Below are 20,341 nucleotides of genomic sequence, written 5' to 3' on the forward strand. Positions count from 1 at the left end.
AAAGGAAAACTTCATGCAAACCCGCCCTAACAAATTCCTTGCGCTCGGCAAGCACCTCGGCGCCGGCCTGCTCATCGCCACGGCCAGCACATTCGCGCAGGCCGAATTCCATGGCCACGACCACAAAGTCAAAAGACTGAAGGTCGCCGAACTGCAAAAACTGAGCAGGGCACAAAAGGCCGTCCCGATGGCAATGACCGCGGCGCTGCCTGTGCTGCCTACCGGAGAAGCGCCGCGCTCGATCGGAATGAAATTCCTGGTCGTCTCGGCGGACGGTACCGAACCGGTGTTTGGCGCCATCAAGGCCGTGCTCAACCAGATCGGCGTTCCCTATGATGTCGTGATCGCCAAGGACGGCGGCTTCAATGCGCAAACGCTTTCGGATGGCAACGGCGCCGGCAATTACCAGGGCATCGTCCTCACGACCGGCAATCTCGGCTACCTTGCGCCTTCGGGCAATTACGAAAGCGCGTTCACGCCGGCGCAGTGGCAAGCACTGTGGAACTACGAAGCAGCCTACAAGGTACGCCAGGCCACGCTGTACACCTTCCCGGGCGGTTTCCCGGAAGGCTATGGTTTGACGCTGCACGCGGGCGCCGACACGACGGCGACCCCGATCAAGGCAAGCCTGACGACGGCAGGCAAGGGTGTCTTCCATTACCTCAACGCGGCCAACCCCCTGAAAATCGCCAATGCCTGGACCTATCTCGGCAAGCCGGTGGGGACGACCAATCCGGTACCGCTGCTGACGACGCCTGAAGGCTACGCGATCGCCTCGGTCTACTCGTATGACGATGGCCGCATGAACCTGGCCGTTACCGCCGACGGCAACGAGAATGCCAGTCACACCCTGGCGCTGGGCTACGGCATCGTCAACTGGCTGGCCAAGGGAACCTTCCTCGGCGAGCGCAAGGCCTACATGACGGTCCAGCCGGATGACCTGCTGCTTGCAAACGAAATGTGGGATCCGGTCCGCAAGAGCGCCGAGGGTGCGGAATTTCGGATCTCCGGCCTCGATCTCGCCCGCTACGCGCTGTGGCAACGCAATTTCCGCGCACGCCACCCGCTGGCCGCCGGCATGACCCTGGAAATTCCATTCAATGGCGTCGGCGCGTCGGGGATGTATGCGAAAGACACCCTGACCCCGGCCGTGCGCCTGCTGCAATCGGAATTCAACTGGATCAGCCATACCTATACCCATGCCTACCTCGACACCATCAGTGTCGCCGACGCCAGGCTTGAGCTGAGCAAGAACAACCAGATGGCCAAATCCCTCGGACTGAAGAATTACACGACCAGTGCGATGGTGCAGCCGAACATCAGCGGCCTGAACAACCCGTCCTTCCTGCAGGCGGCCGCAGAACAGAAAATCCGCTACATCCTGTCCGATACCTCGCAGCCGGGCTGGAATAATCCAAGCCCGAATGCCGGTTATTACAGTTCGTACCAGCCGAGCGTCATGATCATTCCGCGTCGTCCGACCAATTTGTACTTCAACGTCTCGACCCCGGACGAATGGGTTTCGGAATACAACCATTTCTATGCGCCGGGCGGTCTGTTCCCTGCCTGGGACCGCCCATTGACCTACGCGGAAATCCTCGACAAGGAATCGGACTTGATGGTCAGCTACCTGGCCAAGTTCGACCTCGATCCGCTGATGTTCCACCAGCCAAACATGCGCGCGTATGACGGCGTCAATTCGCTGCTCGGCGACTTGTTGAACGCAACGCTGACGAAGTACGAAGCGATCTATAAATTGCCGATCGTGAATGGCACCCAGGAAGCAATCGGCAAGCTGATGGCTGAGCGCATGGTGTACAACGCATCCGGTGTCAAAGGCACGCTGGTGCTGGGCAGCCCGAACCGGATCGTGCTCAAGTCGCCAAAAGAAGTCACTGTGCCGATCACCGGCATCGCCAGCGGTACCGGAATCGTGAACTATGGTGGCCAGCAGATTTCGAAAATCAAGGTCCAGGCTGGTTCGACGGTCACGCTTCCGGCCCCGGTCTGGTAAGGAGCACTGAACCATAGGAAACGATGAGCCGCGCTGGCGGCTCATCGGTCCGGGCCAGGTGGGACATTCCTGAACCTAATAATGTAACATTGACGCATTTACAAATATACGTTTTCCTTATCGCTGACATCACGAACTGAAAGTATATTTATAGGTCCAAGGCAACTATACTGCACCGCAACATCACAGTATTTACTTGGAGCGACACATGAACGCAGCAACGATCACCCAGGCGCAAGACAAAGGCCACGCCTTCACCGACCTGTTCGCATCGATCCGCATTTTCTCGGAGCAACTCTTCGCCGCCCAGGGCGGCTGGCTGGTCTCGCGCCAGGCACGCGCCAGCCGGGCGTCGAAGGCTGTCGTCGAACGCGTCACCACACGTGCTGACCGCGCCGAACTGTTCGCACTGGCCGCCAGCGCCGAGAAGCATTCGCCGAACCTGGCCGCGGAATTGCGCTGGCTGGCAAACCGCTAAGGAGCACCTGCAGGACCTCGCTTTCCAGCGTTCGCCGCGTTTGCGGCAGCCGGAACGCAAACTTCCCTCCCCTACCCGGGTCGACGGCGCCCGCCGCGCCCGGGTCGCATCATCTTCCCCCTACCTCCTCGCTACACCGGGTCAGCACCAGCAGCTTGCCGATCTCGGGCAGGCACGATCCGCAATTGCCGCCCGCCTTGAGGCAGGCCGTCACCTGCGCCGTCGTGGTGAGATCGTGTTCGCGGATCGCCGTGCACATCGTATTGCGCCCGACGCCAAAACAGGAGCAGACTGTCGGTCCCGGGTCCGGACCCAGTTGCGGCGCGCGTCCAGCCAACAGCGTGGCGCGGTCGCCGGGCGCCAGCGTCTCCTGTGTGAACAAGCCGGCCAGCCACTGGCGCGGCGGCAGCGGGGCCGCGCGGCGCGCCACGAACACACAGGCCTGCAGCCTCCCCTCCAGCAAGTGGGCGGCGCGGTACACGCCGGCGCCGGCATCGTCGTATTCGATCCAGTCGACACCCTCCTCCACGCCCAGCATGCCACGGGCCCAGTCGGCATGCGCGGATCCCCGTCCAGCCAGTTCATAACGCACGAAGCCGTCGCCCTGCACGCGCGTCCAGTTCGCGACCTTGTGGACCGCCAGCGCCGTGCGGCTCAGCACAAACGCCTGCCACTCGACGACAAAGGGTTCGACGCGCACCGGCGTGTGCTTGAACTCCGGCTCGCCCGACACCGGATCGACCGCCGGATTGACCAGGGCGCCGACACGCGCGTCCGACGCCGTCTGCCCACTCCAGTGGATCGGCACGAACACGCTGCCGCGCGCGATGCCGCCGCTGTGCGCGACGCGCGCCACCATCGCGCCCCAGCGGCTGGTGACGCGCGCCAGTTCCCCTTCGCGCACGCCGCACAACAAGGCGTCGTTCGGATGCAGGTCGATGAAGGGTTCCGGCGTGTGGCTTGACAGGCGCGCCGACTTGCCGGTGCGCGTCATTGTGTGCCATTGGTCGCGCATGCGGCCGGTGTTCAGCGCCAGCGGATACGCGTCGTCGACCGCGTGCACGGGCAAGCGCGGGGGCGTGGCGACGAAGCGTGCTTTCCCGCTCGCGTGGGCGAAGCGGCCATCGGCAAACAGGCGCCCCGTTTCCGTCATCGCGCCATCGGCAGCGCGCAGCACCGGCCACTGGATCGGTTCGAGCGCGTCGTAGGCCTGCCGGCTCATCCCGGTCATCCCCGAGATGTCGAACATGCGCCGTCCCGCGCCCTCTTCTCCGTTACGCCAGCCTGACAGGCGGGCGTGCTCGTCGAAAATCGCATGCGCGCCGGCGTAATCGAATCCTTCAAAGCCCATGCGCCGCGCGACCTGGGACAAAGCCCACCAGTCGGCGCGCGCTTCGCCCGGCGCCGGCAGGAAGGCGCGCTGACGCGAGATGCAACGCTCGGAGTTGGTCACCGTGCCATCCTTCTCGCCCCAGCCCAGCGCCGGCAGCAGCACGTCGGCCCAGGCGGTGGTGTCGGTCGCGCCCACGATATCGCTGACCACCACCAGCTCGCACTTGTCCAAAGCGCGGCGTACCTGGTCGGCATCGGGCAGGCTGACCAGCGGATTGGTGGCGATGATCCACACCGCTTTCACACTGCCCTCCTCCACCGCGCGGAACAAGTCGACCGCCTTCAGACCCGGCTTCGATGCGATACACGGCGCATCCCAGAAGCTGCGCACTGCCTCGCGCTGGAGCGGATTGTCGAGGTCCATGTGCGCGGCCAGCATGTTGGCCAGACCGCCCACCTCGCGCCCGCCCATCGCGTTCGGCTGGCCGGTCAGCGAGAACGGCCCCGCTCCAGGCCGGCCGATGCGGCCGGTCAGCAGGTGGCAGTTGATGATGGCGTTGACCTTGTCGGTGCCGCTGGACGACTGGTTCACGCCCTGCGAAAAGGCCGTCACGACCTTCGTCGTGGCGGCGAACCCTGCATAGAAAGCCAGCAGCTTCGCAAGGTCGACGCGGCAAATGCGGGCGACTTGCGCCGGGTCGCTGCAATCGACATCGGCGACGGCCAGCGCCGCCTCCAGCCCTTCGGTATGCGCCGCAATGAAGGCGGCGTCGATTGCGCCATGCTTTGCCAGATAGCTGAGCAAGCCGTTGAACAGCCAGACGTCGGTACCGGGCTTGATCGGCAAGTGGATATCGGCCAGCTCGCAGGTCGCCGTGCGGCGCGGGTCGATCGCGACGATCCGCAAGGACGGCCGCGCCTCCTTCGCGCGCAGGATGCGCTGGAACAGGGTTGGATGGCACCAGGCCGTGTTCGAGCCGACCAGCACGATCATCTCGGCCAATTCAAAATCTTCATAGCAGCCCGGCACCAGGTCTTCGCCGAAGGCGCGCTTGTGGCCGGCCACGCTGGACGACATGCACAGGCGCGAATTGGTGTCGATGTTGGCGCTGCCAATAAAACCTTTCATGAACTTGTTGGCGACGTAGTAATCTTCGGTGAGCAGCTGGCCGGAGACGTACAGCGCCACCGCATCCGGGCCGTACTCGGCAATGATGGCCGCGAAGCCGCCTGCCACGCGCCCGAGCGCGTCGTCCCAGCTTGCGCGGCGCATGGTGCCCTCTTCGCGCAAGGCTGGATATAACAGGCGCCCATCGAGGTCCAGCGTTTCGCCAAGTGCCGCGCCTTTGACACACAGGCGCCCTTGGTTAGCGGTGTGGGCGGCATCGCCCGCGATGATCGGGATGGTGCCGGGCCGCACGGTGGCGGTCACGCCGCAGCCGACGCCGCAATATGGACAGGTGGTGCGCACGGTCTGCACGGGAAGAGACATGTCCATGGTGCTTCCTTATCTACTCAGGTGGCAGGCGCGCACAGCGCCTGGCCGAACAACAGGCGGTCGCGGAAGCTTGAAACGTCGGCCCCGCGCTGGATCAGGTCGAAGTACCACGGGCCGTCCACGACATCGCCCACCAGCACGGCACCGGTGACGCGTGACCCCTCGAGTACGAGCCGTTTGTAGACGCCGGAATGACGGTCGCGCAGCACCAGCTCTTCGCTGTCAATGCTGCCGGCGATGTCCCCGGCCGAGTAGAGGTCGATGCCCGTTACCTTCAGCTTGGTCGCGGTGGCGGCCTGTACATAGCGGCGGTGCCCGGCGCCGGCCAGGTGAGCGGCGCAGACCCGGGCCTGCTCCCATACGGGCGCGACGAGCCCGAAGGTAGCGCGCCGGTGCTGGACGCATTCGCCGACCGCATAGATGCGCGGATCATAGGTTTGCAGCGTGTCGTCGACGACGATCGCACGCTCGCAGTGCAGGCCGGCGTCACGCCCAAGCGCGACGTTCGGACGCACACCGGCGGCCATCACGACCAGGTCGGCTTTGAGTTCGCTGCCGTCGGCGAAGCGCACCGCTTCCACCTTGGCCGTGCCCGCAATCTCGCTGGTTTGTGCGTCGAGCATGATGGCGAGACCCGCGCGCTCGAGTGAGTCTTTCAGCAGGCGCCCCGCCTCGCCGTCGAGCTGCTGGTTCATCAGGCTCGACGCCACGTGCACGACGGTAACGATCATCCCGCGCCTTTTCAAGGCGTGCGCAGCTTCCAGCCCGAGCAGGCCACCGCCGATGACGACCGCCCGTCCGCCCTGGCGCGCTGCGGCGAGCATGGTATCGACGTCAACCAGGTCGCGAAAGCCGACCACACCGGGGAGCGTATTGCCCGGAATGGGCAGCACGAAGGGCGTCGAGCCGGTCGCCAGCAGCAGGCGGTCGTAGGGCGCCTCCAGGCCGGAGCGGGCGATCACGACGCGCCGCTGGCGGTCGATGCGCAGTACCGGGTCGCCCGCATGCAGGGTGATGCCGTGTTCGGCATACCAGGCGCGGGGATGGAGCATGATCTCGTCGACGTTCTTGTCGCCGGCCAGCAGCGGAGAGAGCAGCACGCGGTTGTAATTCCCGTGCGGCTCGGCGCCGAAGACGGTGATGTCGTACAGCTCCGGATCGAGTTTGAACAGTTCGTCGACCGTGCGCATGCCGGCCATGCCGTTGCCGACCACGACCAGGCGCGGCTTCATGAGGCAACCCACACTGTGCCGTTCTCAACCCGCACCGGAAAGCTGCTCACCGAATGCGCCGGCACCTCCAGGCATTCGCCGGTCTGCAGATCAAAATGGTGCTTGTAGATCGGCGAGGCGACCACGATCCGTTCGCCCAGGCTGCCCACCAGCCCGCGCGAGAGCACAGCCGCGTTGGAATTCGGGTCATAGTTATCGATCGCGAACAAGCGCTCGGCGCCGACACGGAACACGGCCACCTGGCGCCCGTTCAGCAAGGCGCAGACGCCGGTATCCGGGACGATGTCGTCGAATGCGCAGACCGCGTTCCAGGTATTGAGTTGGATGTCTCGGTGCATGGTGTGCTCCTTCAGTTGCTGAGTGCGATCGGAATCGTGCGGCGCCGTTCTTCGATCGTTGCGGGACGAACCTGGCCGCGTTCCGGCATGAAGACGACGTTCTCGTCTTGTGCCGGACTGTTCACGAAATGGCGGAAGCGCTTGCGTACCTCGGGGTCTTCGACCGCGTTCTTCCACTCGCAGGCATAGGTGTCGACCACGGCCTGCATGTCGGCTTCCAGCTCGGCGCCGATCCCGAGCTTGTCGTCGACCACGACCTGCTTGAGGTAATCGAGCCCGCCTTCGAGATGCTCGCGCCAGGTGCTGGTGCGCTGCAGGCGGTCGGCGGTACGCACATAAAACATCAGGAAGCGGTCGACCAGTTGCACGACCGTCGCCTCGTCCAGGTTCGAGGCGATCAGCTCGGCGTGGCGCGGCTTCATGCCGCCGTTGCCGCACACGTACAGGTTCCAGCCCTTGTCGGTCGCGATCAAACCGACGTCCTTGCCCTGCGCCTCGGCGCATTCGCGGGTGCAGCCGGAGACGCCGAATTTCACCTTGTGCGGCGTACGCAGGCCCTTGTAGCGGTGTTCCAGTGCGATCGCAAAACCGGCGCTGTCGCCCACGCCGTAGCGGCACCAGGTCGAGCCGACGCAGGACTTCACGGTGCGCAGCGACTTGCCGTAGGCGTGGCCCGATTCGAAGCCGGCGGCGATCAGATCTTCCCAGATCGGGGGCAACTGGTCGACTCTGGCGCCGAACAGGTCGACCCGCTGGCCGCCGGTGATTTTCGTGTAGAGCCCATATTTTTTGGCGATCATGCCAACCGCGATCAGGCCGTCTGCCGTGACTTCGCCGCCCGGCATGCGCGGCACCACGGAATAGGTGCCGTCCTTCTGGATATTGCCGAGGAAGTAGTCGTTCGAATCCTGCAGGCTCGCGTGCTCGGGTTTGAGAACAAAATCGTTCCAGGTCGAGGCCAGGATGTTCGCGGCGACCGGTTTGCAGATATCGCAGCCCAGGCCCGTGCCGTGGCGCGCCAGCAGCTCGCCGAAGCTGCGGATGCGCCCTACCCGCACCAGGTGGTGCAGTTCCTGGCGCGAGTGCGCGAAGTGTTCGCACAGCGCGCGGCTGACCGTCACGCCCTGCTTCGCCAATTCGGCGTTCAGCACTTGCGTCACCAGCGGCACGCAGCCGCCGCAGGCGGTACCGGCCGTCGTGCATTTTTTCAGGGCGCCGATGCTGGTGGCGCCATCCCTCACCGCTGCGCACAAGCTCCCTTTCGACACATCGTTGCACGAGCAGATCTGGGCCGCGTCCGGCAGCGCGCCGACGCCGAGGCCGTGCTGCGGCGCGCCCTTGATTTGGGGCAGGATCAGGCTTTCCGGCGCTTCGGGCAGTGGAATGCCGTTCAGGGCCATCTGTAAGAGCGTGCCGTATTCGGCGGCGTCGCCGACCAGCACGGCGCCCAGCAGGCGCTTGCCGCAAGCGCTGACGACCAGTTTTTTATAGGTCTGGCGCCGCTCGTCCAGGTACTGCACGCTGCGGCTGCCGCTGGTGGCGCCATGGGCGTCGCCGATGCTGGCGACATCCACACCCATCAGTTTCAGCTTGGTGCTCATGTCGGCGCCGAGGAAACCACCCGGTGCGCCGAGCACGTGGCGCGCGGCGGTGCGCGCCATGTCGTAACCCGGTGCGACCAGGCCAAACAGCTGGCCGCGCCAGGCGGCGCATTCGCCGACCGCGTAGATGTGCGGGTCGGACGTCAGGCAGTCGTCGTCGATGGCGATGCCGCCGCGCGGCCCCAAGGCCAGCTCGCAAGCACGGGCCAGTTCATCGCGCGGGCGAATGCCGGCAGAGAAGACGATCATGTCGGTTTCTACAAAGCTACCGTCGGCGAATTCCATGCGGTGCGTGCTGTCCTCGCCGTCGACGATGGCCAGCGTGTTCTTGCCGGTATGGACCTGCACACCGAGTTCTTCGATGCGGGTGCGCAGCACGCGCGCACCCGGGTCGTCGACCTGCACCGCCATCAGGCGTGGCGCGAATTCGACGACGTGGGCTTGCAAGCCGAGATCGCACAGTGCCTTGGCGCATTCCAGGCCCAGCAGGCCGCCGCCGATCACCACGCCCGTGCGCGAACGGGCGCCGCATTCGCGCATCGCTTCCAGGTCTTCGATGGTGCGGTATACAAAACAGTCGGCGCGCTCGCGGCCCGGTACCGGCGGCACGAAGGGCGAGGAGCCGGTGGCCAGCACCAGCTTGTCGTAGGAGAGTACTTCGCCGCTCGACAAGCTTACCCTCCGTTCGGCGCGGTCGATGGCGACCACTTTCGCGTTCAGCTTCAGGTCGAGGTTGGTGCGTTCAAAAAAACCCGGTGCGACCAGTGACAGATCCTCTGCCGTCTTCCCTGCGAAGAATTCGGACAGGTGCACGCGGTCGTAGGCCGGACGCGGTTCTTCGCCGAGCACGGTGATGTGCAGGTGCGGCGCGGCGCCAGCCAGGGTTTCGACAAACTTGTGGCCGACCATGCCGTGGCCGATGACGATGATGTTCATGGCTGGCTCCTTATGCACGCGCCGCTGCGGCAACCGTGGCAGTACTGCTGAAACGGGCGCCGAGGGCGCACAGGCTGGCCACGACAACCAGGCCGCCGAGGATCATCAGGGTCTCGCGCACGTCGCCGGTGCCCTTCATGAGGAAACCGGCCAGTACCGCGCCGACATTGCCGCCGGCGCCGACGATGCCCGCCACGCCACCCAAGGCGGTGGGTGCCACGAAAGGCACCAGCGCATAGGTGGCGCCACAAGCCATGTGGGTGAACAGGCCGAAGCACAGCATGGCAATCAGCGCGAAAGCGACACCGTCGGCATTCGCGAACCACAGCAGGCCCAGGCCCTCGCCCACCATCAGCACGAACAGGACCGTGACGCGGCTGTTCAGGTCACCGCCCACTCTCCCAGCGCTGCGGTCCGACAGCCAGCCGCCGAGTGCCCGGGCAAACAGCGCCAGCAGGCCGAAGCTGCCCGCCGCCATGCCGGCCGCGCCCAGCGACAGGCCGTAATGGTCGACGTAATAGATGGCGGCGATGTTGTGGATGAAGATCTCGATGCCGAAGCAGGCGCCGTAGGTGACGAACAGGAGCCAGGCGCGGTGGTTGCGGCAGGCGGCCTTGAAACTCGCCCAGCCGCCCTTGCCGCCGCCCTCGAAAGGGACGCCGGCCGCGCGCAGCTCGCTGAAGTTACCCGCCGGGCAGTCCTGGGTATAGCGCCAGTAGACGACGGCCATGATCAGCATCGCCACGCCCGGCACCATCAGCGCGATGCGCCAGCCCATGGTTTCGCTGACGCCCGCCATCAGCAGGGCCGCGAGCAGCAGCGGCATCGCTGCCTGTGCCGCCCCGCCCCCGGCATTGCCCCAGCCGGCGGCGGCCGCATTGGCGGTGCCAACGACTTTCGGCGCGAACATCACCGAGGTGTGGTACTGGGTGATGACGAAGCTGGCGCCGACCGCGCCGATGCCAAGCCGGAACAGGAGAAAACTTTCGTAGCTCTGCGCGAAAGCGACGCCGAGCACCGGAATTGCGCCGAAGGCAAGCAAGGCGGTGTAGGTCTTGCGCGGGCCGTAGCGGTCGCACAGCGGGCCGACGATCAGGCGCACCAGGATCGTGATCGCCACCGCGGCGATGTTGATGTTGGCGATCTGCGCCACCGACAGGCCGAACTCGCCTTTGATGACGGGCATCAGCGGCGCACAGGCAAACCAGGCGAAGAAGCAGATGAAGAAGGCGACCCAGGTCAGGTGGAAGGCCCGCATCTGCGGCGTGTGGAAATCGGTCAATGTGATGCTGTTCGCTTTGCTGGCCATGCTATCCCTCGTTCTCTTGAAAACAAAAAGGCGTCCGCGTCCCGTGGTGCTTACCAGGGAGGCGGACGCCGTTGTCCGAAAAGCGGGTCCAGCATTGGACCCACGTTTTTATAACTGAAGGGATCGCCGTTGATCCTGCAAGGAGTAATTGCAAGAGCCGTGCCAGGCGCTGTGCGGGGCGGGTGTTGCGGGCAGCTCGGGGAAGGCGCTACATTGCAGTGCACAATGCGCGTAAATGAGGCGACACTGCGCACCATCGCCGCACGGTACTCCATCGCGCTACATGAGCTTGACCCGCAACGACGCCGCATACCCGGCCGGATCGCTCCCATCCCACACCCTGCCATCCATCAGCCGGCTACTGCGCATTCCGCTGTCCGGCACATCCACGCCCGCCAGCTGCGCCGCCTCGCGGTACAGCGCCACATGATTCACCGAACGCGCCACGCCCAGGTAATCCGGGTCCTCGCGCAGCAAGCCCCAGCGCCGCTGCTGGGTCAGGAACCACATCCCATCCGACAGCCAGGGGAAAGTCGCCGCGCCTTCGCCGAAGAAGCGCAAGCCCGGGAAGTCCGCCCGGCGTGGCACCAGGCAGGCGCGCAGCAGGTCGATGTCGGCATGCACCCAGGCGGGACTGGCCAGCACCTCGGCCGCCGCCTCGCGGTTGGTCGACGAGGCGTCCAGCCAGCGTGCCGTGTCGAGCAGGGCAGCGACCAGCGCGCGGCAGGTGTTGGGGTGGCGTGCGACGAAGTCGGCCCGTGCGCCGAGCGCCTTGCCCGGATGATCGGGCCAGACTTCGCTGCTGGACGCGACCAGCACGCCGCTCGCTTCGATCAGCGCGCGCCTGCTCCACGGCTCACCCGCGCAAAAGCCATCCATGTGGCCGGCTTCCAGGTTGGGCGCCATCCGGCTTGGGGGCACGGTGACGAGCTGCGTCTGCGTGAGCGGATCGATGCCGGCCGCGGCCAGCCAGTAGCACAGCCACATCGCGTGGTTCCCGGTCGGGAAGGTGTGGGCGAAAGTATAGCGGCGCGGCTGCTCGCGCATCAGTGCCGCAAGTCCGGCGCCGTCCTTTACGCCGGCCGCCGCGATGGCGCGCGAGAGCACGATCGACTGGCCGTTCTGGTTCAGGTTCATCAGGACGGCCATGTCGTGCGGCGCGCTGCCGATCCCCATCTGCAAGCCGTACAGCAGCCCGTACAGGGCCTGGGCAGCATCGAGTTCGCCGTTCGTCAGGCGGTCGCGCATGCCCGACCACGAGTGCTGCTTTTCCAGCACCAGCTTGACCCCGTATTTTTCGTCGAAACCGAGGATCGCTGCCATCACCAGCGGCGCGCAGTCGGCCAGCGGCATGAAGCCGATGCGCAGCACTTCTTTCTCGGGACGGTCCGAGCCGGCGATATGAACACCTGCTGCTGCCAAGCCTGTCATGCGGTTCCTTTCGCCGGGCTTAACCCAGCAAGTCCTCGACGTCCAGGATGCGTTGCGCGATCTCGGCCAGTCTCATGTTCTTGTTCATCGCCAGGCTGCGCAGGCGGCCATAGGCTTCGTCCTCGAGCAGCGAATGGCGCGCCATCAGCACGCCTTTCGCACGGTCGATCACTTTGCGCTCGGCCAGCTTCTGGCGCGTGTCGGCCAGTTCGCCAAGCAGCTTCTGCTCGCGCCTGAAACGTGCCAGCGCCACGTCGAGCACCGGGCGCACGCGCTCGGCGCGCAGCCCGGCCACGATATACGCCGAGACACCTGCCGCCACCGCCGCTTCCATCGTCGCCGCGCTGTCGTCCTCGGTAAACAGCACGATCGGACGGCGCGCCTCGCGCGTGGCGATCACGATGTGTTCGAGCACGTCGCGCGCGTCGGATTCGCTGTCGACGATGATCAGGTCCGGCTGCAACTGGGCGATCCGCTCGGGCAGGAAGATATCGGGCGGTAATGACGCGACGATGTCGTAGCCCGATTCCAGCAGGCCGACGCGCAAGGCCGCGCTGCGGCAGGCCTGTGCGGCCAGGGCGGCGTCGCAGGCCTGCGCATCGCCGCCCGTCACGACGACAATGCGCAGGCTGCGTGAGGGATCGGCTCTTTTCATGCGATAAGCGACGCAAGAAACGGGCCATGCGCCGATCAGGCGCCATGCCGACCGGCCCGATATTTCGCTGTCAATACCCCAGCAGCATGGTGGCTGCGCTAGAATGCATTCGCATTTTTCTGGCCAGAAAGCACGTCCCTTTCACTCACCACCCATCCACGATGCGACTTCCTGCACTGACTTTCCTTGCCGCGCTGAGCGCGCTTCCCGCGGCCGCCGCACCCACGCCCATCAGCCTCGACCAGGCCATGGCCCATCCGGACTGGATCGGCAATCCAGCCGAAGCCGCGTGGTGGAGCTGGAACGGCAAGGACGTGTATTTCAAGCAGAAGCGCACCGGCTCGCAGCTGCGCGACACCTTCCTCGCCCACCAGAGCGGCCCGCAAAAAGTCGCCGACAGTGAGCTGGCAAAGCTCGATAGTCCGACCGTCGTCTATGACCGTGCACACACGCGCACCATTATGGTGCGTAATGGGGACCTGTTCGAGCGCGACCTGAAGAGCGGGCTGCTCACCCAGATCACCCGTGGCGTGAAAGCCGAGGATCCGCAGTTCTCCAGCGACGAGCGCGCGGTGCAGTTCCGCGTCGGCCACGACTGGTTCAGCTGGGAGCGCGCCAGCCGCCTGCAGGCGCCGCTGGCCCTGCCGCGCGCGGCCAAGGACCCGGCAGCGCAAGATCCGGACGCACTGCGCGAGATGCAGCTGCGCCTGATGACGACCTTGAAGCGCGCGAAGGACGAGCGCGACGCCGGCCGCGCCCGCGCCGAGGAAGAACGTCGCTTCGATCCCACCCGCGCACCGAGCCCGGTCTACCTGGGCGACAAGGTCACGATCGAAGGCAGCGCGCTGTCCCCGGATGGCCGCTGGCTGGTCGTCGTCACCGCCGTCAAGGGTGTCGACAAGGGCCGCGTCGGCAAGATGCCGCGCTACGTGACCGAGTCCGGCTACGAAGAGATGGATGACGAGCGCACCCGCGTCGGACGTTCCAACCCGGCGCCGCATGCGCTGAAACTGATCGAGCTGGCCACGAATAAAGTACAGGACCTCGCCTTCGACACCCTGCCCGGCATCGCGACCGACCCGCTGGCCAAACTGCGTGCCGAGGCCAAGCTCGACCCCTTGAAAGGAAACCGTCCGCTGCGCATCGCCGACCGCGCCGACGCCGTGCGCTGGAGCCTCGATGGCAAGCTGGCCGCCGTCATGCTGCGCGCCATCGACAACAAGGACCGCTGGATCGCCACCATCGACCTTGGCAGCGCGAAGCTGAAACCGCAGCACCGCTTGAGCGACGAAGCCTGGGTCAACTTCGACAACAGCGACTTCGGCTGGCTGCCGGACAACCGCACGCTGTGGTACATGTCGGAAGAAAGCGGCTACGCGCACCTGTACACGCAAGCCGTCGATGGCCGCCCACGCGCGCTGACGAACGGCAAATGGGAAGCCGGCGACGTGCAGTGGAGCTTCGACGGCGGCACCGCCTACATGCTCTGCAACCGCAAGAATCCGGGCACCTATGAAGTGTGCGCCGTGAACGCGAAGGACGGCGGCACGCGCGAAGTGACGAGCCTCGAAGGCGTCGAGCGCTTCTCCCTGTCGCCGGACAGCCGCAAGCTGCTGGTGCACTATTCGTCGAGCTACATGCCGGCCCAACTCGCCACGCTGCCGGTCAGCGGCGGTACACCGGTCAAGTTGACCGATACCCGCACGGCCGAGTACAAGGCGCGCGAATGGATCCAGCCCGAATACGTGGCCGTGCCGTCGAGCGACGGCGGCGACCCGGTCTGGTCGAAACTCTACCGTCCGGCGAAGATGGAACCGGGTAAGAAATATCCGGTCGTGATGTTCGTGCACGGCGCCGGCTACCTGCAGAACACCCATCAACGCTTCCCGGTCTACTTCCGCGAGCAGATGTTCCACAACCTGCTGGTCGAAAAGGGCTACGTCGTGCTCGACATGGATTACCGCGCCTCGCAGGGTTATGGCCGCAACTGGCGCACCGCGATCTACCGCCAGATGGGCCACCCGGAACTGGTCGACTACCAGGACGGCGTGAAGTACATGGTGGCGAACCACCAGGGCGACGCCGCCAACGTCGGCATCTACGGCGGCAGCTATGGCGGCTTCATGACCTTCATGGCCCTGATGCGCGCCCCGGAGATGTTCAAGTCGGGCGCGGCGCTGCGTCCGGTAACCGACTGGACCACCTACAACCACGAGTACACGGCGAATATCCTGAACACGCCCGACCTCGATCCGCAGGCCTATAAAATCTCGTCGCCGATCGAATACGCCGACAAGCTGCAAGGCAATCTCCTGATCGCGCACGGCATGGTCGACGACAACGTGTTCTACCAGGACTCGGTGCGCATGGCCCAGCGCCTGATCGAGCTAAAAAAGGATCACTGGGAACTGGCCAGCTATCCGCTCGAACGCCACGCCTATACCCAGCCGGAGAGCTGGTTCGACCAGTACCGCCGCATCTATAAACTGTTCGAGCGCACGCTCAAGCAGTAAGGTAGACACGCAGCGAAACAAACGGGCGCCCTGCGGGGCGCCTTTTGCTTTACTGTTCGGTCTCGCTTTCCGCTTTCGATCGACTATTCATGACGCTTCCCTGCCTGCCGCTCCGCCTTCGCCTCGCCATCCTCGCCGCCTTCTGTTGCGGCGCCGCCTACGCCCAGGACAAAGGCAAGGCCGACGCGCCAGCCTTCGTCGGCCTGCCGACCACCGGCCAGCTCGACGCGGGCCGCGTCGTGAGCGAGCGCCATGGCACGGCGCCACAGGAAAAGGCGCAGGAAAAAAGCGAGCCGCGCGAGAAAAGCGGGCCGCCGGAGAAGGCCGCCGGCGCGGACAAGGCGCAGGCGCGCAAGGAGCCGGCGTCCTCAGGCGCACGGCCGGCCGCAAAAGGCGCCGCCATCCCCGCGGGCGGCATCACCGGCCTCGTCATCGAGAGCACCGCCCGCGACGATCAATCGAACGTGCCGTTCACCTTCGGCCAGGTGTTCGCCCCGGGCGACCTGCCGCGCGGCGCGGCATTGTCCGGCAAGCTGGCCGACGGCAGCCTGTTGCCGCTGCAGCTGGACGTCAAGGCGAGCCACCCGGACGGCTCGGTGCGCCACGCCGTCATCTCGGCAGTCTTGCCGCGCCTTGGCGCCGGCAAGGATCTCGGCCTGGCCCTGGTCAAGGGTGCGAAGAAAGGGGACAGCGCAGGCGCGCCCAAGTCCGGCGCCGCCCCCGACACGGTGGTCGCCATCGTCGTCGACGGTGAGCGCTTCACTGCATCGAGCGCCGCCCTGCTGAAAAGCCAGAAAGCGCAGCTCTGGCTGCAGGGTCCCGTCGTCACCGAACTGCAGGTCGCCGCGCCTCTGGTGGACGCGAAGGGCGCCGAGCACCCGCACCTGGCGGCGCGCTTCGCGCTGCGCTGGTATGGCGCGGCGAAACAGGCGCGCGTCGACGTCGTGGTCGAAAACAACTGGGCGTATGAGCCCGACCCGCACAACATCACGTATGACGTGACGATCACGGCGGGCGGCAAGCGGGTCGTCGACAAGCAGAACCTGACCCACTTGCATCACGCGCGCTGGCGCACGCTGGCCTGGACGGGCGAGGCGCCGGATCTGCACCTGCGGCATGACACCGATTACCTGATCGACTCGCGCGCGCTGCCGAACTACGACCGCTCGGTCGTCATGCACTACCGCGCGCTCGCCGCGCTGGCGTCGAGCTGGAACGGCCCGAAAACCGAACCGATGGGCGTCGGCCTGGCCGCGCCCGCGATGCCGGGCCCCGGCGGTCGCCCCGACATCGGCCTGCTGCCCGGCTGGGGTGCGGCCTACCTGCTCAGCATGGACGCGCGGGCCAAGCGGGTCACGCTCGGCACCGCCGACTTGGCCGGCAGCTGGCCGACGCACTACCGCGACAAGCGCACCGGCCTGCCGGTCAGCCTGATGGATTATCCGTACATGACGCTGCTCGGGCGCAGCGGCGATACGCGCAATCCGAAGACCGGCAAGCAGGAAGCCTTCCCCCCCTGCCGCAAGGACATGTGCAAGTCCCCGAACAAGCCCGATATTTCACACCAGCCAAACCTCGCCTACCTTCCCTACCTCGTCACCGGCGACCATTACTACCTCGAGGAACTGCAGTTCTGGGCCATGTACAACGTGTTTTCGTCGAATCCCGGCTATCGCAAGGCCGTCCAGGGACTGCTGGCGCCGGAGCAGGTGCGCGGCCAGGCCTGGGGCTTGCGCTCGCTTGGCGAGGCTGCCTATATCACGCCCGACGGGCATCCGCTCAAGCGCCATTTCGACACCATCCTGGACAGTAACCTGGCTTGGTACAACGCGACCTATAGCAGCAACCCGGCGGCCAACAAGCTGGGCGTGATCGTCAACGGGTATTCGGTAGGCTACAAGGACAAGACCGCGCTCGCGCCCTGGCAGGACGACTTTTTTACCTCTGTCGTCGGGCACTTGGCGGAACTAGGCTTCAAGGAGGCCGAACCGCTGCTCAAGTGGAAAGCACGTTTTTCGATCGGCCGTATGGTCGGCGACGACGCGTGCTGGATGGCGGGTGCGAACTACACCTATACGGTGCGAACGACATCCTCTGCTCCGTTCTTTGCGTCGATCGGGGAGGCCTATGCCGCTACGGTCGGGCCGGAGGTGGCGGGCCTGCCCTGCGCCAGCAGCCAAATGGCGGCGGCCCTGAAACAAAAGCCAGGCGATATGGGCGGCTACGCGGGCGAGCCCGCCGGCTTCCCCTCGAACATGCAGCCGGCCCTTGCCTACGCTGCCGACGCCGGCGGCGAGGCCGGCCGCAAGGCCTGGGCGGTATTCGCGGCGCGCAGCGTGAAACCCGACTACGGCGCGAGCCCGCAGTTCGCGATCGTGCCGCGCCGCGGCGCCGGCAGCCGTAGCGAATAGAGACAAATCTTCCAGCGCCAGGACGTAGGGGTCTGTCCAAAGATCTCGAGCAGAGTTACACGGACAGCAGGTCCAACAGCGTCAGCGCCACCACCTTGGTCGCCTTGCGCAAGTCTTCCAGCGCCAGCTTCTCATCGGCCTTCTTCGCATTCGATTCCTGCACGGTACGCGGTCCCGCGCCATACATCACCGCCGGGATGCCGCGTTCGCCGTACAGGCGCGCGTCGGCGTACAGCGGCGTGCCGACGGCCGGGATGGCAACGCCCAGCACAGCGTGCGCATTGCGCTGCAGGCTCGCCACCAATGGATCGGCGCCAGGCAGCGGGCGCAGCGCCTGCGACAGCAGCAGGCGCCGGATCTCGACCCGGATGCCGGGCAAGCCAGCCACCGCTTCTTCGATCAGCGCGCGCACGCCCGCTTCCACCGCCGCCGGGTCTTCCTCGGGAATCATGCGCCGGTCCATTTTCAGCACGACCTTGCCCGGCACGACATTCGTATTCGTGCCGCCATCGATGCGTCCGATCAGCATGGTTGGCGAGTCAATGCCCGGTACCGTGGACTTGATCTTCTTCAGCTCCGGCAGCTGGCCGTAGATCGCATTCAGGATGCGCGTGGCCGCCTGCAGCGCATCGACCGCGGTCTCGGGCATGGCGCCGTGGCCGGCTCTGCCGTGCACGGTCAGTTCCAGCTGCAGGCAGGCGTTGTGGGCGGTGATGACCTGATAGCTGAAGCCGGCCGCGATCACCAGGTCGGGCCGCGTCAGGTTCTGTTCGAGCAGCCAGCCGGGGCCCAGCAGGCCGCCGAATTCCTCGTCGTAGGTGAAGTGCAGTTCGACCCCGCCCTTCAAGGGCGCGCCGAGTGCTTCGAGCGCGCGCACGGCGAAGATATAGGTGGCGAAGTCGCTCTTCGAGACGGCCGCCGCGCGTCCGTACAGGAAGCCATCCTCGATCTCGGCGCCGTAGGGCGGATGGCGCCAGCCCTCGCCCGGCGGCACTACGTCGCCGTGGGCGTTCAGGGCGATCGTTGGGCCTTCGGCCCCATACGGCCGGCGCACGATCAGGTTGGTGACACTTTCCATGCCGTAGTCGCGCACCGCTTGCGGCGGCACCGCGTGGCGCTCGGCCTGCCAGCCGAAACCGGCGACCATGTCGGCCACTGCCTCGGCATGGGGCGCGTTGTTGCCCGGTGGGGTATCGGTCGGGATGCGCACTACCGACTGCAGGAAAGCGACTTGTTCGTCGAAGTGGGCGTCGATCCAGTCGAGCAGCTGCTGTTGTACGGAGGTGGTCATGGGTTCTTTCCTGTCTTGGCACCGGCTTCGAACCAGGCGCCGACCTGCGCCCGTTCGGCGTCGGTCATGTTGGTGAGATTCGCCAGCGGCATGGCCTTCAGTTGTACCGTCTGCTGGTAGATGCGCGCCGCGTGCTGGGCGACCTGCTCCGGCGAATCGAGCATCACGCCGGCGGGCGCCGCGGCGAAACCGGGCTGGGTCGGCTGCGCCGCGTGGCAGCTCACGCAGCGCTGCTCCATGATTGCGCGCACCTGCGTGAATTGGGCCATGTGGTCGACGCCCGGCTGCGGTGCGAGTGGCGCTGTTGGTGCAATCAGCACGGCCAGCACGGCCAGCAGCGCCACGCCCATGGCCGGATACTTCCACTCGATGCGGCCCTTGTGGCGCAGGTTGAAGAAGTGGCGAATCAGCACGCCCGCCGCCATGATCACGGCCAGCACCGCCCAGGCATGTTGGTGGCGGTAGGTCATCGCGTAGTGGTTGCTGATCATGAGGAACAGCACCGGCAGCGTGAAGTAATTGTTGTGGACCGAGCGCTGCTTGGCCTTGACACCGTAGACGGGATCGGGCTTCTGGCCGGCCATCATCGCATCGACCATCTTGCGCTGGCCGGGAATGATCACGTGGGCGACGTTCGCCACCATGATCGTGCCGATCATCGCGCCGATGTGCAGGTAGGCCGCGCGGCCGCTGAGCAGGTGCGTCAGCACATAGCTGGAACCGACCAGGAAGGCATAGACGACGGCGCCAAAGGCCAGGTCGTGCTTGCCGAGCGGGGATTTACACAATAAGTCGTACACCAGCCAGCCAATGATCAAGCTGCCCAGCCCGATACCCACCGCCTGCCAGCTGGTGAGCTCAAGCACGCTGCGATCGACCATCATCGCCTGCGCATTCAGGTAGTAGACGATGAACAGCAGCGCGAAGCCGGAGATCCAGGTCGAATACGCCTCCCACTTGAACCAGTGCAGTTCCTTCGGCAGTTCGGCCGGGGCCACAAGATACTTTTGCGGGTTATAGAAGCCGCCGCCGTGCACGGCCCAGAGTTCGCCGGCGACGCCCTTGTTCGCCAGCTCGGAACCGGGTGCCGGCGGCCGGATGGTGTTGTCGAGCCAGACGAAATAGAAGGAGGCGCCGATCCAGGCGATGCCCGTGATGATGTGCAGCCAGCGCACGAGCAGATTGAGCCATTCGAGGCCATAAGAAGCCAGGTGTCCGAACACGTCCATGTACCAATCCTTGTCGCAGTATTTCGTTGACGATAGCCCGATTTCATTTTGTACAACATGAAACTTGACGTAT

Annotated in this window: 13 protein-coding genes; 4 read left to right on the forward strand and 9 right to left on the reverse strand. The window is 65.6% G+C overall.

Translation table 11 applies throughout. The annotated features are described in order from the left end of the window. Window positions 1-13 precede the first annotated feature (13 nt). The gene (locus tag ACHAC9_RS08705; RefSeq protein ID WP_435759145.1) at window positions 14-2,014 is read left to right on the forward strand and encodes a hypothetical protein; all 2,001 of its coding nucleotides are present in this window, start codon (window positions 14-16) and stop codon (window positions 2,012-2,014) included. A 208-nt stretch (window positions 2,015-2,222) separates the two neighbouring features. After that, window positions 2,223-2,492: a hypothetical protein gene (locus tag ACHAC9_RS08710; protein ID WP_435759147.1), complete on the forward strand. Its 270-nt coding sequence runs from the start codon at window positions 2,223-2,225 to the stop codon at window positions 2,490-2,492. Window positions 2,493-2,601: 109 nt separating this feature from the next. Here ACHAC9_RS08710 and ACHAC9_RS08715 read toward each other — a convergent pair whose 3' ends face one another. The 7 genes from ACHAC9_RS08715 to ACHAC9_RS08745 all read right to left on the reverse strand — a co-directional run bounded on the left by ACHAC9_RS08715 (window position 2,602) and on the right by ACHAC9_RS08745 (window position 12,824). Further along, a complete protein-coding gene (locus ACHAC9_RS08715; protein ID WP_435759149.1) occupies window positions 2,602-5,322 on the reverse strand; it encodes a molybdopterin-dependent oxidoreductase in 2,721 nt (906 codons plus the stop codon). A 17-nt stretch (window positions 5,323-5,339) separates the two neighbouring features. Continuing rightward, a complete protein-coding gene (locus tag ACHAC9_RS08720) occupies window positions 5,340-6,554 on the reverse strand; it encodes an NAD(P)/FAD-dependent oxidoreductase (RefSeq protein WP_435759151.1) in 1,215 nt (404 codons plus the stop codon). Then, the gene (nirD, locus tag ACHAC9_RS08725; RefSeq protein WP_435759153.1) at window positions 6,551-6,892 is read right to left on the reverse strand and encodes a nitrite reductase small subunit NirD; all 342 of its coding nucleotides are present in this window, start codon (window positions 6,890-6,892) and stop codon (window positions 6,551-6,553) included. The genes ACHAC9_RS08720 and nirD overlap by 4 nt, the downstream gene beginning before the upstream one ends. An 11-nt stretch (window positions 6,893-6,903) precedes the next feature. After that, window positions 6,904-9,429: a nitrite reductase large subunit NirB gene (gene nirB / locus ACHAC9_RS08730; RefSeq protein ID WP_435759155.1), complete on the reverse strand. Its 2,526-nt coding sequence runs from the start codon at window positions 9,427-9,429 to the stop codon at window positions 6,904-6,906. A 10-nt stretch (window positions 9,430-9,439) separates the two neighbouring features. After that, window positions 9,440-10,738: an MFS transporter gene (locus tag ACHAC9_RS08735; RefSeq protein ID WP_435759157.1), complete on the reverse strand. Its 1,299-nt coding sequence runs from the start codon at window positions 10,736-10,738 to the stop codon at window positions 9,440-9,442. 279 nt (window positions 10,739-11,017) lie between these two features. Then, entirely contained in the window at window positions 11,018-12,169 is a 1,152-nt protein-coding gene (locus ACHAC9_RS08740; RefSeq protein ID WP_435759159.1) for a CmpA/NrtA family ABC transporter substrate-binding protein, read from the reverse strand. 19 nt (window positions 12,170-12,188) lie between these two features. Next, window positions 12,189-12,824 (reverse strand): ANTAR domain-containing response regulator, encoded by a 636-nt coding sequence (locus tag ACHAC9_RS08745; RefSeq protein ID WP_435759161.1) that lies wholly within the window; start codon window positions 12,822-12,824, stop codon window positions 12,189-12,191. Window positions 12,825-12,985: 161 nt separating this feature from the next. Between ACHAC9_RS08745 and ACHAC9_RS08750 the strand changes: the two genes are divergently transcribed. Beyond that, a complete protein-coding gene (locus ACHAC9_RS08750) occupies window positions 12,986-15,337 on the forward strand; it encodes a prolyl oligopeptidase family serine peptidase (RefSeq protein ID WP_435759163.1) in 2,352 nt (783 codons plus the stop codon). 89 nt (window positions 15,338-15,426) lie between these two features. Continuing rightward, on the forward strand, window positions 15,427-17,748 hold the full coding sequence (locus ACHAC9_RS08755; RefSeq protein ID WP_435759164.1) for a hypothetical protein: 2,322 nt from the start codon (window positions 15,427-15,429) through the stop codon (window positions 17,746-17,748). A gap of 55 nt (window positions 17,749-17,803) precedes the next feature. Here the strand turns inward: ACHAC9_RS08755 and ACHAC9_RS08760 are convergent, their stop codons facing one another. Continuing rightward, window positions 17,804-19,039 carry a M20/M25/M40 family metallo-hydrolase gene (locus ACHAC9_RS08760; RefSeq protein WP_435759166.1) on the reverse strand — a complete coding sequence of 412 codons (1,236 nt, stop codon included), beginning with the start codon at window positions 19,037-19,039 and terminating at the stop codon, window positions 17,804-17,806. After that, window positions 19,036-20,268: a urate hydroxylase PuuD gene (locus ACHAC9_RS08765; RefSeq protein ID WP_435759168.1), complete on the reverse strand. Its 1,233-nt coding sequence runs from the start codon at window positions 20,266-20,268 to the stop codon at window positions 19,036-19,038. The genes ACHAC9_RS08760 and ACHAC9_RS08765 overlap by 4 nt, the downstream gene beginning before the upstream one ends. Window positions 20,269-20,341: the final 73 nt, after the last annotated feature.

Source organism: Massilia sp. CMS3.1, assembly GCF_051262535.1.
Taxonomy (GTDB): domain Bacteria; phylum Pseudomonadota; class Gammaproteobacteria; order Burkholderiales; family Burkholderiaceae_D; genus Telluria.

What these genes read in the sequence shown, in the direction of transcription:
- ACHAC9_RS08705 (WP_435759145.1), top strand. Translation starts at nt 14, where the DNA reads ATGCAAACCCGCCCTAACAAATTCCTTGCGCTCGGCAAGCACCTCGGC.
- ACHAC9_RS08710 (WP_435759147.1), top strand. Translation starts at nt 2,223, where the DNA reads ATGAACGCAGCAACGATCACCCAGGCGCAAGACAAAGGCCACGCCTTC.
- ACHAC9_RS08715 (WP_435759149.1), bottom strand. Translation starts at nt 5,322, where the DNA reads ATGGACATGTCTCTTCCCGTGCAGACCGTGCGCACCACCTGTCCATAT.
- ACHAC9_RS08720 (WP_435759151.1), bottom strand. Translation starts at nt 6,554, where the DNA reads ATGAAGCCGCGCCTGGTCGTGGTCGGCAACGGCATGGCCGGCATGCGC.
- nirD (WP_435759153.1), bottom strand. Translation starts at nt 6,892, where the DNA reads ATGCACCGAGACATCCAACTCAATACCTGGAACGCGGTCTGCGCATTC.
- nirB (WP_435759155.1), bottom strand. Translation starts at nt 9,429, where the DNA reads ATGAACATCATCGTCATCGGCCACGGCATGGTCGGCCACAAGTTTGTC.
- ACHAC9_RS08735 (WP_435759157.1), bottom strand. Translation starts at nt 10,738, where the DNA reads ATGGCCAGCAAAGCGAACAGCATCACATTGACCGATTTCCACACGCCG.
- ACHAC9_RS08740 (WP_435759159.1), bottom strand. Translation starts at nt 12,169, where the DNA reads ATGACAGGCTTGGCAGCAGCAGGTGTTCATATCGCCGGCTCGGACCGT.
- ACHAC9_RS08745 (WP_435759161.1), bottom strand. Translation starts at nt 12,824, where the DNA reads ATGAAAAGAGCCGATCCCTCACGCAGCCTGCGCATTGTCGTCGTGACG.
- ACHAC9_RS08750 (WP_435759163.1), top strand. Translation starts at nt 12,986, where the DNA reads ATGCGACTTCCTGCACTGACTTTCCTTGCCGCGCTGAGCGCGCTTCCC.
- ACHAC9_RS08755 (WP_435759164.1), top strand. Translation starts at nt 15,427, where the DNA reads ATGACGCTTCCCTGCCTGCCGCTCCGCCTTCGCCTCGCCATCCTCGCC.
- ACHAC9_RS08760 (WP_435759166.1), bottom strand. Translation starts at nt 19,039, where the DNA reads ATGACCACCTCCGTACAACAGCAGCTGCTCGACTGGATCGACGCCCAC.
- ACHAC9_RS08765 (WP_435759168.1), bottom strand. Translation starts at nt 20,268, where the DNA reads ATGGACGTGTTCGGACACCTGGCTTCTTATGGCCTCGAATGGCTCAAT.